Raw genomic sequence first — 12,846 nt, forward strand, 5'->3', positions numbered from 1 at the left:
CCTGCGGCGCCGGTTTTTTGCTGTTCCTGCTCAGCCTTTATTCGGCTGCCGCCAGAAACTCCTTGGTGCCGGTCTTGTTGTCCGAACCGCCGTCGTTGCTTCTGTCGAGCTGCTCCAGAAGCACACGGCGCTTTTCAGTCGCCTTTTCGATGTTGTCATCCTTGATCGGACCAAACCCGCGGATAAGATCCGGAACCCGGGCGAGCTCGACCAACAGGCCGTAGTGTCCTTCCGGCAGCCGCTTCAGGATCTCGGCAATATCGCCCTCATACTGGCTGATGAGCGCGCGCTCTGTCTTGCGTTCCGCCGTACGGCCGAACGGGTCGTACCATTTGCCGCGCATGCCCTTGAACTTCGCCAGGAAGCTGAACGCGGAGAAGATCCAGGGTCCGAAGGCAATCTTCTGCGGACGGCCGGTCTTCGGATCCTTGCGATGCGCGAGGAATGGCGGTGCCAGATGAACCTTCAGCTTCTTCGGGTCTTCAAAGCGCTGCGCGATCTTCTCCTTGAAGGCAGGATCGCTATAAAGCCGCGCGACTTCATATTCGTCCTTGTAGGCCATCAACTTGAAGAGCATGTCGGACACAGTCTGCGTCAGACGGAACGTGCCCGGACCATGCGCTTCGTCAGCCTCTTTGACCTTGCCGACCAGATCCAGATAACGCTGTGCGTAGGCCGCATCCTGATAGGCAGTCAGCTCCTGGGCGTTGAAGGCAATCTTCTCATCGACGGTAAAGACACGCTGCTTGGCTTCCGACGGCAGGGCCTTGAGCAGTTTTTCCGGATCTGCAGCCAGCACGCGGCCTGCACGGAACGCCTTGATGTTGTTCTTCACCGACGCGCCGTTGAGCTCCAGCGCGGTTTCGATGGCATAGTCCGAGACCGGCAATGCGCCACTCTGGAAAGCCATGCCGACCAGCAGCATGTTGGCATAGATGGCATCGCCCAGAAGCTTCTCGGCAATGTCTGCAGCATTGACAGGCAGATATGTGCCGGAGGCTTTGCGCAGGGCGCTGTCCATCTGCTTTTCATCGAAGGAAAGCGTCTGCTTCAGCACGAATTCCGCAGTCGGGGCCACCTTGGTGTTGGCGACGGTCATCGTGTGACCACGATGAGCGAGCGCGAGCTGATCCGCGTTCGCGGCCACCACCATGTCACTCGCGATCAGAAGGTCGAGGCTGGCTGCCGGAACCCGCGGACCTTCAATCGACCTGTTGCCCGCCGCAAAACGCACGTGAGACGTCACCGGGCCACCCTTCTGGGCAAGGCCGGTCATGTCCAGCGTGGAAGCCTGTTTGCCGTCCACATGGGCCGCCATAGCCAGGATCGCGCTGATCGTGGTCACGCCCATGCCGCCGATACCGGCCACCAGCGTGTTCCAGGTGCGGTCAAGCGAAGCAAGTGTCGGCAGCGGCAGGGTTTCCACCAGGGTGTCGATATCGACATCCGCCTTCTTCGGCTTCTTCAGTGCAGCACCGTTGATCTCCACAAAGGACGGGCAGAACCCCTTGATACAGGAGAAGTCCTTGTTGCAGCTCGACTGGTTGATGACGCGCTTTTCACCGAATGGCGTTGCCAGTGGCTCCACCGACAGGCAGTTGGACTGCACGGAACAGTCGCCGCAGCCTTCACACACCCGGTCGTTGATAAAGAGGCGCATGTCCGGATCGGGAAACTGCCCGCGCTTGCGCCGGCGACGCTTTTCCGCGGCGCAGGTCTGGTCGTAAACGATCACCGACACGCCCTTGAAGGTCTGGAACTCCTCCTGAACCTCCATCAGTTCGTCGCGGTGGTGAATCTTGGTTCCCGGGGCAAGCGGTGTCCAGGAGCCGTAGCTGTCCGGGTTCTCCGAAACAACCGCGATCCGCTCGACGCCTTCGGCTTCCAGCTGACGGGTGATCTGCGGAACGGTCAGCTGGCCGTCCACCTTCTGGCCACCGGTCATGGCAACCGCGTCGTTGTAGAGGATCTTGTAGGTGATCGGCACGTTGGAGGCGAGCGCCTGCCGGATCGCCAGGATGCCGGAATGGAAGTAGGTGCCGTCGCCGACGTTGGCAAAGACGTGGCTGTCGCCGGAGAAGGGCTGCTGCCCGACCCACAGGACACCCTCGCCGCCCATCGCAATCTGGCCTTCCGTTGTCCGGCCGGCCATTTCCGTCATCGCGTGGCAGCCGATGCCCGGCAGCGAGCGGGAGCCTTCCGGTGTCTTGGTCGACGTGGAATGCGGGCAGCCTGAGCAGAAGTAGGGAATACGGGCAGCGCGTTCCGCATGGCCCTGGGCCCACATGGCCTGTTTGGTCATCCGGTTGGCAACGGCGCGCATTTCTTCCGAAACCACATCGCCCGGCAGCCAGGTCATGAGGCCTTCGATCAGCTCGGCAACGGACAGTTCCAGAACGTCGGACAGGAACGGTGTCCCGTCCGGACGGCGTTTGCCCCAGATCTCCGGCCGGCTCATTTCCGGCCAGTGATAGGAGATGTCCTTGATCTGGGATTCCATGAACGCGCGCTTGTGCTCCACCACCAGCAAACGTTCTGTGCCACGGGCGAAATCACGCAGGCCGAGCGGCTCCAGAGGCCAGCTCATTGCCACCTTGTAAACCCCGAGGCCCAGCGCCTTGGCAAAGTCTTCTGTAATGCCCATCAGGTCGAGCGCCTGCAGCAGATCCCGGTAGGCCTTGCCGGAAGCAACGATGCCGTATTTGGGATTGGTCCTCGTTCCGAAGGTGACCCGGTCCAGACCGTTTGTCCGCACATAGGCCTGAGCCGCCGGAATACGAAGATCGCGCACCAGACGCTCTGTCTCCAGGCGGTTACCCAGAAGGAGATCGCGATTCTGGTGATAGTCCTTGCGCGGATCGCCTTCCAGCGGACGCACCATGCGCAGCCTGTTCGGAGAGATATTGATCGTTGCCGATGCATCCATCGTGTCGGCAACGCAGATCAGGGCCGTCCAGAGGCTGGTGAAGCGGGACATTTCCAGGCCGTGCAGGCCGTAGTCGAGAACATCCTGGATATCGGCCGGGTTCAGGACCGGAATTTCCGCATGCTCGAAATAGAACTCGCTCTGCGCCGGAAGGATGGAGGATTTTGCAAGGTGGTCATCACCGGCCAAGGCAAGCACACCGCCGTTGCGGTCGGTGCCCGAAGCGTTGGCTTGACGCAGCACATCGCCGGCACGGTCGACGCCCGGCGCCTTGCCGTACCAGATGCCGAAGACGCCGTCGTAAGAGGTTGCCCGTCCAACACCGCCCTCGCCGCGCAGCTTCTGGCTGCCCCACACTGCGGTCGCGCCCAGCTCTTCGTTGACGCCCGGCTTGAAGACGACGTCATACCCCTTGAGGTGGCGATGAGCCCGCATCAGCTCTGTGTCGTAACCGGCAAGCGGCGATCCCCGGTAGCCGGAAATGAAGCCGCCCGTTTTCAGGCCGGCCAACTGGTCCATGCGCGCCCGATCGAGCGCCAGCCGGACAAGCGCCTGTATGCCTGTCAGATAGACCCGTCCTTCCGTGGCGACGTATTTGTCCTCCAGGGTAACGGTTGGCATGTGCACGTTCATCCGAATTCCTCCTCAACCGACATCTGGGGCAATGTCCCCCGGCGGCAACCTCACATAATAGGTAATATCATCCTTTTCTCAGGCAATTTCTGTGCTATCGTCACGGCCAATCACCCAGAGGCAGAATAAAAATTCCTAAAATATCCAATGACAGATAAATATCTTCTCGACCCGTCGGACATACGTGTTCTGCGTGTACTGCAACGGGATGCGTCGCTCTCCATTGCCGAAGTGGCAAAGGAAGCGGGCATGAGCCAGACGCCTTGCTGGCGCCGGATCAAGCGCCTCAAGGAACAGGGAATCATCCGCCAGATCACTGCCATCATCGACCGCGAATCCGTGGGTCTTGGCTTCGTGGCCTACTCGTTCGTCAAGCTTGCGGTTCCCAGCCGCGAGAACATGGAAACATTCGACAAGCTGGTCCACCATTGGCCCGAAGTCGTGACGTGCGAGCGCATCACCGGTGCCGTCGACTATCTTATCAAGGTTGTGACGGATGATATCAAAACCTACGACAATTTTCTGCGTTTGAAGCTGCTGGACAATACACTCGTGTCCGATGTGCAGTCTCGCATCGTCGTCAATACGGTGAAGGATACCGTCGCCCTGCCCTTGCGCGAGAGCTGACATCCGACCTTGCACGACCGCCAGGTTAGACGCTCAGGTGGCGAACCGCAACGCAGACAGCCCCGCCGGGTCCAGGAAAGGCTGCTTGCCCGCAATCATGCTGGCCAGCAGCCGTCCCGTCACCGGCCCGAGCGTGAAACCGTCATGAGCATGGCCGAAGTTGAGCCACAGGCCCGGGATCTTTGCAGACGGACCAACCACGGGCAGCGAATCCGGCAGGCACGGCCTGCTTCCCATCCACGGCTGTTCCTGTAACGCCCGACCAAGCGGAAAAATTTCCTCGGCCCGTCGTTTCGCCAGCTTGACAATCGCCGGATTGGGCGGGGCATCGCGCTCGGCCAGTTCGACACCAGTGGTCAGGCGAATGCCATTGTCCGTCGGTGTCAGGGCGAAGCCGTTTTCGACATCCACAACCGGTCGTGACAGGGACGCCCCGGACAACGGACGATAATGCATGTGGTAGCCACGCTTGACTGCAAGCGGATAGGTTTCTCCAAGGCGTGCCAGCAGATCCGCGGTCCAGGCGCCGAGGGCAACCACTGCCTGGCGGGAAAACAATGTGCCGCGTTCCCCCTCGATTTGCCAGCCGCCACGCTCCTGCTTCAGCTTCATCGCATCGGCGCGGAAATACCCGCCCCCGTCATGCACGAATCCCCGCCAGAAAGCATCGACCACGGCACCGGGATTGGACACCGAACAACTTTCCGGCCAATGAACGCCTCTCAGCCCCTGCGCCGTCAGGCCAGGCTCCAGCGTTCCGATCTCGCCAGCCGACATTTCCCGATAGGAAACGCCAAACACCCGCGCGTATTGGCGTTCGGTCTCGCTTGCCTGGAAGGCAGTCTCCGAGCGGTAAAGATGCAGCCAGCCGCCCTGGCGGTAAAAGCGGTTGGCATTGGTCGCATGCGCCAGGTCGAGATGCTCCTCGACGGCGAAGGCTCTCAACGGAGCAATCGCCCGCGAATAGGCCTCAACCCCGCGGGCATTGCCTGCTGCGTGGAACTGGCGCAGCCACGGCAACATCCGCAGTACGGTGGCCATATCCAGCGAAACGGCACTTGAGCGGCCGAAAAGGATCCCCAGAAGCGTGAGCGGATGCGTCGGCACCGCATGCGGTACGAAGCCGTTGCGCTGGACAATCCCGGCATTGCCGAAGGAAGCTTCCTCGCCCGGGTGCTTGCGGTCGATCAGCGCAACGGACAGGCCCAGCCGCTGCAGATGCAGTGCCGTCGACACGCCGACGATACCGGCGCCGAGCACCATCACGTCGAAGGATTGCGTTTGCCTGGTTTTTGCTGTCATGCCTGTTCCGGACGGTGCCCTAATACTGGCGTCCGAGGTCCGGATCCTTTAAGAGGCGCGGAAGTGCCTGCCACAACTCGCGGTTCAAAGGACAACTTAAGATGATTCGATGGTGTGGTGCAGGCTTGGCATGGATCGGGCGCAACGGAACGGCCGCCCTTGCTGTGAGTATCTTCATCGGCATGGCCTTGCCGGCGCTGTCCGCCTATCTGCGGCCCTACCTGACCGTTGCCGTCTTCAGCCTGTTGACCCTGGCTTTTCTGCGGGTCGACACCTTCGCGATCCGCATGCGCCTGCGTCGCCCCACGCTTCTGATTGCCGCCCTCCTGTGGATGATGCTCGGCGCACCCCTGCTGACGTGGCTGCTGATCGATCTCTCCGGACTGAAGGCTCTTGGCCCCGATGTGATGTTGGCCCTTTTCATCGCAACCGCCGCTCCCCCGGTGATGGCAGCTCCTGCCTTCATCTATTTGCTCGGCCTTGATGGCACCCTCAGTCTCGCGCTTTCTGTTGCCGCTCTGATCATCACCCCGCTGACGGCCCCCTTCATCGGCGAGTTGATGCTCGGGCCTGCCCTGCCTCTCAGCGTCGGAGGGCTAGCCATCCAGCTCTCCCTGCTGCTCGCAGGCGCCTTTGCGGTCTCGATCGCCTTTCGCAAACTGGCCGGTGAAGAGCGCCTGGCTCGCTCCTCCCACCACATCAGCGGTCTCAATGTGCTGCTGCTGCTGGTCTTTGCCATAGCTGCCATGGACGGTGTCGCCGCAAGCTTTGCCGCAAAACCACTGTTCACGCTGGGCCTTACCGCCATCACCTTCTGCCTCGCACTGGTACAGATTGCGCTCAGCCTGCTGCTGTTCTCACCGGCGACCCGAGAAGACGCCTATGCAATCGCCCATACCTGTGGCACCAGAAACATGGGACTGATGGTCGCCGCCTTCGGTGGCACCCTGCCGGAATTCACCTGGCTCTGGTTCGCTGTCGGCCAGTTTCCGATCTACATCCTGCCCCTGTTCCTGAAACCGTTTGTACGGGTGTTCTGCCGTCTGAACGTGAAAACTGTGACGTAGCACACCTGACAGGCGAACGTGCTAGGCTTACCACTTGCCAGGTCAAACACTTCGCGTGAGGAAAGTGCCGTGTCCGTTCTGCCATCCACCGTCAAATCCCTGTGCTCATCGGCGGGCCGCAGTCTTCTGTGTGCCGCAACGCTCCTGCTTGCCGGCGCGAGCCTCGCTCCGGCCGCAATGGCTGGAGACACCGCAGAGCTTCAGCTTCTCGGCTTTTCCAGGAACGGCGATTTCTTCGCCTTTGAGCAGTTCGGCGTCCAGGACGGATCCGGCTTCCCCTATTCTGAGATCTTCGTTGTCGACGTGATCGGCGATACCTGGGTGCCGCCGTCCCCCTTCCGCCTGCGCAAGGATGTTGACCCGGGTCCGGGCGATGCAGCCGACAACGCCCTGTCGGAGACCAGGGCGGAGAACCGTCTTGCCGCCCAGCCGCTGCTTCAGGACAAGGCCATTGCCGGTAAAGGCCAGACGGTCGGTTTCAATCCTCGCACGGAATTGACATCCGATCCCCACAAGATGCTGGTTGCCACCCGTACCGCCTTCCTGTCCGGTGACGATCCAATCGACCTCACCCTGTCGGAATACCCCCTGCCGAATGCCCAGTGCCAGAGCTACGGTGCCGAGACCAAGGGGTTCCGCCTGACCATGGTCCACAATGGCGTCACCCGCATCCTCAACGAGGACAACAGCGTGCCTGAAAGCCGCCGTTGCCCACTGGCTTACCGGATTGAGCGCATCGTCACCCATTTCCCCGATGAAGCCCCGCCAGTCTTTGCCGTGCTGATCCAGATGGATAGCCTCGGCTTCGAAGGACCGGACCGCAGATATCTGGCGATAACGGGACGTCTTTGAGCTTCTAAACCGATTGAGGCCGGCTCGGGTATCTTGCCCAGTCGCATCAGAAGTGCTAGCGCGGCGGCAACATCAGAAAACGGGACGATAACGGCCCGTCTGGCCTGTCCGGGAGTTTGCCATGCCGCGCGACATCAAGATTGCCCCCTCCATCCTCGCCTCCGATTTTTCCAAACTCGGCCAGGAAGTCCGCGACGTGGTGGAAGCGGGAGCCGACTGGATCCATCTCGACGTCATGGACGGCCACTTCGTGCCGAACATCACCTTCGGCCCGGATGTCATCGCCAAGCTGCGCCCGCACACGGACAAGATCTTCGACACCCACCTGATGATCGCTCCCTGCGATCCCTACCTGGAAGCCTTTGCAAAGGCAGGATCCGACATCATCACGGTTCATGCCGAGGCCGGCCCCCATCTCGACCGGTCTCTGCAGGCAATCCGCAATCTGGGCAAGAAGGCCGGTGTTTCTCTGAACCCGTCGACCCCGGAAAGCGTCATTGAATATGTTCTCGACCGGCTGGATCTCATTCTGGTGATGACGGTCAACCCGGGTTTCGGCGGTCAGAAATTCATCCAGTCGCAGGTCGAAAAGACCCGCCGCATCCGCCAGATGATCGGTGACCGTCCGATCGACCTCCAAATCGACGGTGGCGTCACCCCCGAAACCGCCCCCCTCGTTGCAGCGGCTGGTGCCAATGTGCTGGTGGCAGGGTCCGCAGTCTTCAAGGGCGGCACGGTGGAAAGCTATGCCGGCAATATCTCCGCGATCCGCAAGGCCGCGGAAGAGGCTTGAAGGCGGCGCTAGCTCTTATCGAGTGCCCGGGTCATACGCCGTGGACTAGGCACCCATAAGGCAACCGCTTTTTTAGAGGAAACGCTGTGCGAGGCTGAGCAAGCGGCCCATCCTTCGAGACAGGCCTTTGGCCTTCCTCAGGATGAGGTGGTGGGGGACAGGGAAGCAACCACCGCTTCAGCCCGTCTACACTAACGACCTCATCCTGAGGAGGACCTTTAGGTCCGTCTCGAAGGATGGGCCACACCCCCAACCGGCCCGTCCATTATTTGTCCAAGCCATGATATCCAGCATCGATGAAGGTTACTTTCTATATCCTCAGATGTTCGAACGGCAGCTATTACACAGGCGTCACGCGAAAGGATCTCGCGAGCCGAGTTAGTGAACATCAGCAAGGAACGTACGACGGTTACACAGCGCGCTACCGACCGGTTGAACTGGTTTTCAATTGCGAGTTCGAGCAGCTTACAGACGCGATTGCCTGCGAACGCCAGGTAAAAGGATGGCGGCGTGACAAGAAAGAAGCCTTGATCAAAGGTGAGTTCGACCTGCTTCCCGCGCTGTCGAAACGGGGTGAAACCGCATCAAAAAATTGAGCAAATGGCCCATCCTTCGAGACAGCGCTTCGCGCTTCCTCAGGATGAGGTGGTGGATCGGTTTGGCGCTCTAATGCTCTAGAGCTCTGATGTTTTCAGGCCCAGAGACAACTTTCACTTCAGACCTCCAACAAGCACTTCCTCATCTTGAGGAGGACCGCCAGGTCCGTCTCGAAAGATGGGCTACAGATACCGTTTTCACCCACGACTTCCGGTCGCGAAGCAATTACTTCCGCAACGCGTCTTTCCGTCGAGACATTCCCTCGGTTAAGCTCTCCCCGTTAAAGACTGGGGGAATCGTCTTGGCGCATATGCAACGCAGTATCGGTCTGCTGAGCCTCACCTTTGTGGCGATCAGCGGAATTCTCGGATCTGGCTGGCTGTTCGCGCCCTTGATGGCTGCGCAAGCTGCCGGGCCGTCATCACTCATCGCCTGGATGATTGGCGGCTTCGCGATGCTGCTTCTTGCCGCGACCTTCGCCGAGATCGCGGCGATTCTGCCGGTTGCAGGCGGCATCGGCCGTGTGCCGCATTTCTCCCACGGGTCGGTCGTCTCCATGACAATGGGCTGGACGGCCTGGGTTGGCTACAACACCACCGCCACCATCGAGGTGGAGGCAGTACTGCGCTACTCCAAGAGCCTTGCCCCCTGGCTTTACGGGTCAGACGGACTTCTCAGCCCTGCCGGTCTGGCGGTTGCCTGCGTCCTGCTGGCGGTCTTCACGGTTCTCAATGCCTTTGGCGTCCGCTTCTTTGCCCGTCTCAACACGGCGCTCACCTGGGTCAAGATCCTTGTTCCGGCCGGACTGGCCGCCGTTATCCTCACGTCCGAGTTCCGATACGCCAATTTCAGTGAATACGGCGGCTTTGCCCCCGAGGGACTGAAGGGCATCCTGTCGGCGATCTCAACCGGCGGTGTGATCTTCGCCCTGATCGGGTTCCGCCACGTGATCGATATGGCCGGGGAAGCCCGCAATCCGAAGGTGAACGTGCCGCTGGCGCTTGTGATCAGCCTGGTCGTCTGCCTGCTGATCTACGGCGGGCTGCAGCTCGCCTTCCTAGGCGCCCTTGATCAGTCACAGCTCAAGCAAGGCTGGGCGGCGCTCAGCTTCCCGGGCGAGCTGGGGCCCATGGCGGCCCTTGCGACCGCCGTCGGCGCGCTCTGGATCGTCAGCATTCTGGACAGCAGCGCCCGCATCTCCAGTTTTGCCTCGGCGCTTGTGTCCGTCGGCTCAAATGCCCGCCTCGGCCTTGCCATGGCCCAGAACGGTCTCTTTCCGAAGTTCATGGAAACGCTTTCGGCGCGCGGCGTGCCGCTGTTCGCTTTGCTGATCAACTTCGTGGTCTCGGCTCTGTTCTTCTTCATTCTGCCATTCAACGAAGTGCTCGCCCTCAACACGTCATCCATCGTGTTGTCTTTCGTCGTCGGCCCTGTCGCCGTGCTGGCCTTCCGCCAGCTGATGGCCGACGCCCCGCGCGCCTTCGTGCTGCCGGCCGCTCCTGTCACCGGGTGTCTTGCCTTCGTCGTCGCCAGCCTGATCATCTACTGGAGCGGCTGGGACACCATGCTGCATCTGGGCGTCTGCCTGGTCATCGGTTTCCTGCTGATGATCTACCGCAACAGCAGAGGCGGCTTCGACAGCCTGGACTGGCGCGAGGCGGCCTGGCTTGCTCCCTATCTTGCAGGTCTTGTGCTCATTTCCTGGCTTGGATCCTTCGGCGGCGGCGCGGGCTACCTGCCGGTTGGACCGGATATCGCCGTGGTTTCTGCTCTGGCAGTCGCGGTCTACATCCTGGCGGTGCGCCTTCGCCTTCACCAGGACAAGTTCGATCTCTACATGGCCGAGGAAAAGGCTGACGAGCGGATGGAATACGGCGACGGCGCGTGAGGCGGCTCAGGATCCAGCCTAGCTGAAACGACGGCCCGGCACGGGTTTCCCCGCCTGCCCTGGCAGCTTGTCCTGCAAACCGGAGGGATAGAGCTCAAGACCCTTGGCGGCCAGTTCGTCAAGCGTGATCCAGCGTGCCGTCCCGACCGTGTCATCGTTCACCTCGTAAACGATGGTATCGGTCCGGTAGTAGCTGTTGTCGGTAAAATGGGCGTGGCACAGGAAAACGATCTCGTGGCCTGCGACGCCATGATGATCGTAGATGTTCTCCATGACGATATACTCGTCCAGCAGAGTGATCCTTGCTCCCAGTTCTTCCAGGAACTCACGCTGGAGCGTATCGCGCCAGGGCTCGCCAAACTCCACGGTGCCGCCGAGCGGCCGCATGCCGGTGATACGTCCCGTATCGTTCCGCACGTCTGACAGAAGCAGCGCGTCATCCTGCCAGATCAGGGCAAGAGCCTTGACCGCAATCGTGTTAGCCGGCCGCCAGATTGTCATCCGTGTCTCCTCAAAGACAGTCGCATCGCGCTCGTGTGCACCGTAAAATTCACATTCGGGCACTTTGCTGCAAGCAAAAACCGCGTCTCCGCATTGAAGGGGCAGCGCCCCTCTGCTATTCCGCAGCCAGATTTTCCACATACGAGGTCCATTCGCCGATGATCCCGCGCTATTCCCGTCCCGACATGGTTGCCATCTGGTCGCCGGAATCGAAGTTCCGCATCTGGTTCGAGATCGAGGCCCATGCCTGCGACGCACTGGCCGAGCTCGGGGTCATTCCGAAAGAAGCGGCCAAGACCATTTGGGAAAAGGGTGGCAGCGCCACGTTCGACATAGACCGCATCGACGAGATCGAGCGCGAGACCAAACACGACGTCATCGCCTTCCTGACCCATCTGGCGGAAATCGTTGGCCCGGATGCCCGTTTCGTGCACCAGGGCATGACCTCGTCCGATGTGCTCGACACCTGCTTCAACGTCCAGCTGGTCAAGGCAACCGACATGCTGCTGGCCGACATGGACGCCCTGCTTGCCGCGATCAAGCGCCGGGCAATGGAACACAAGGACACCGTCTGCATCGGTCGCTCCCACGGCATCCATGCCGAACCGGTAACCTTTGGCCTGAAGATGGCCGAAGCCTATGCCGAGTTCGACCGCTGCAAGAAGCGCCTGCTGGCAGCTCGTGAGGAAATCGCCACCTGCGCCATTTCCGGTGCGGTCGGCACCTTCGCAAACATCGACCCGGCCGTGGAAGAACACGTCGCCAAGGCCATGGGCCTCCAGGCCGAACCGGTCTCCACCCAGGTGATCCCGCGTGACCGTCACGCGATGTATTTCGCGACCCTCGGCGTGATCGCCTCCTCCATCGAGCGCGTGGCAACGGAAGTCCGCCACCTGCAGCGTACCGAGGTTCTGGAAGCCGAAGAATTCTTCTCCAAGGGCCAGAAGGGCTCGTCGGCAATGCCGCACAAGCGCAACCCCGTCCTGACCGAGAACCTGACCGGTCTTGCCCGTATCGTCCGCGGCTTCTCCATTCCCGCAATGGAAAACGTGGCTCTCTGGCACGAGCGCGACATTTCCCATTCCTCCGTCGAGCGCATGATCGGCCCGGACGCGACCATCACCCTTGATTTCGCTCTGGCCCGCCTGACGGGCGTTATCGACAAGCTGCTGGTCTATCCGGAGCGCATGATCGGCAACATGGACCGTCTCGGCGGCCTCGTGCATTCCCAGCGTATCCTGCTCGCTCTCACCCAGGCCGGTTCGTCGCGCGAGGACGCATACCGTCTGGTCCAGCGCAACGCCATGAAGGTCTGGGACAGCTACCAGGTGGCTGGGGCCGCCTCGGTCGACTTCCTGACCGAACTTCTGAACGACGCGGATGTGCGCAAATATCTGTCCGAAGAAGAAATCCGCGACCGCTTCGACCTCGGCTACCACACCAAGAATGTCGATGTGATCTTCGAACGGGTGTTCGGCGAAGCGTAAGGCTTCCCTGAAACGCGGTGGGTTCGTCATCCCGGACGCAGCGAAGCGAAGATCCGGGATCGGAGACCCAAAGCAGAACCAACATTGGGAGAGCCACGGCAAAACCTGTGGCTCTCCGATCCCGGCTCGCACTTCGTTTGGCCGGGATGACCCCGGAAGATAAAACGAAGACG

10 protein-coding genes are annotated in these 12,846 nt (G+C 60.9%); 7 read left to right on the forward strand and 3 right to left on the reverse strand.

Features of this window, described 5'->3' with window-relative positions:
• Nucleotides 1-37: 37 nt before the first annotated feature.
• Nucleotides 38-3,559, reverse strand: a complete 3,522-nt coding sequence (locus ACVDG9_RS15640; RefSeq protein WP_228872550.1) for an indolepyruvate ferredoxin oxidoreductase family protein — start codon at nucleotides 3,557-3,559, stop codon at nucleotides 38-40.
• A gap of 147 nt (nucleotides 3,560-3,706) precedes the next feature.
• Between ACVDG9_RS15640 and ACVDG9_RS15645 the strand changes: the two genes are divergently transcribed.
• Nucleotides 3,707-4,186 (forward strand): Lrp/AsnC family transcriptional regulator, encoded by a 480-nt coding sequence (locus ACVDG9_RS15645; protein WP_006939550.1) that lies wholly within the window; start codon nucleotides 3,707-3,709, stop codon nucleotides 4,184-4,186.
• 33 nt (nucleotides 4,187-4,219) lie between these two features.
• Here the strand turns inward: ACVDG9_RS15645 and ACVDG9_RS15650 are convergent, their stop codons facing one another.
• Nucleotides 4,220-5,488, reverse strand: coding sequence for an NAD(P)/FAD-dependent oxidoreductase (locus tag ACVDG9_RS15650; protein WP_447238417.1), 1,269 nt, complete (start codon nucleotides 5,486-5,488; stop codon nucleotides 4,220-4,222).
• Nucleotides 5,489-5,589: 101 nt separating this feature from the next.
• On the opposite strand from ACVDG9_RS15650, the gene ACVDG9_RS15655 reads away from it, so the two are divergent.
• From ACVDG9_RS15655 to ACVDG9_RS15675, 5 genes are all read left to right on the forward strand, one after another.
• Nucleotides 5,590-6,555, forward strand: a complete 966-nt coding sequence (locus tag ACVDG9_RS15655) for a bile acid:sodium symporter family protein (protein ID WP_031269250.1) — start codon at nucleotides 5,590-5,592, stop codon at nucleotides 6,553-6,555.
• A 69-nt stretch (nucleotides 6,556-6,624) separates the two neighbouring features.
• Nucleotides 6,625-7,407, forward strand: coding sequence for a DUF2259 domain-containing protein (locus ACVDG9_RS15660; RefSeq protein WP_447238418.1), 783 nt, complete (start codon nucleotides 6,625-6,627; stop codon nucleotides 7,405-7,407).
• A gap of 121 nt (nucleotides 7,408-7,528) precedes the next feature.
• Nucleotides 7,529-8,200 carry a ribulose-phosphate 3-epimerase gene (gene rpe / locus ACVDG9_RS15665; protein WP_152506214.1) on the forward strand — a complete coding sequence of 224 codons (672 nt, stop codon included), beginning with the start codon at nucleotides 7,529-7,531 and terminating at the stop codon, nucleotides 8,198-8,200.
• A 296-nt stretch (nucleotides 8,201-8,496) separates the two neighbouring features.
• On the forward strand, nucleotides 8,497-8,796 hold the full coding sequence (locus ACVDG9_RS15670) for a GIY-YIG nuclease family protein (RefSeq protein ID WP_055655048.1): 300 nt from the start codon (nucleotides 8,497-8,499) through the stop codon (nucleotides 8,794-8,796).
• A 311-nt stretch (nucleotides 8,797-9,107) separates the two neighbouring features.
• Nucleotides 9,108-10,685 (forward strand): APC family permease, encoded by a 1,578-nt coding sequence (locus ACVDG9_RS15675; RefSeq protein ID WP_447239034.1) that lies wholly within the window; start codon nucleotides 9,108-9,110, stop codon nucleotides 10,683-10,685.
• A gap of 18 nt (nucleotides 10,686-10,703) precedes the next feature.
• Here ACVDG9_RS15675 and ACVDG9_RS15680 read toward each other — a convergent pair whose 3' ends face one another.
• Nucleotides 10,704-11,186 carry an NUDIX hydrolase gene (locus ACVDG9_RS15680; RefSeq protein WP_447238419.1) on the reverse strand — a complete coding sequence of 161 codons (483 nt, stop codon included), beginning with the start codon at nucleotides 11,184-11,186 and terminating at the stop codon, nucleotides 10,704-10,706.
• A 158-nt stretch (nucleotides 11,187-11,344) separates the two neighbouring features.
• Between ACVDG9_RS15680 and purB the strand changes: the two genes are divergently transcribed.
• Nucleotides 11,345-12,673: an adenylosuccinate lyase gene (gene purB, locus ACVDG9_RS15685; protein WP_023000891.1), complete on the forward strand. Its 1,329-nt coding sequence runs from the start codon at nucleotides 11,345-11,347 to the stop codon at nucleotides 12,671-12,673.
• Nucleotides 12,674-12,846: the final 173 nt, after the last annotated feature.

This window comes from Roseibium sp. RP-7 (assembly GCF_053005225.1).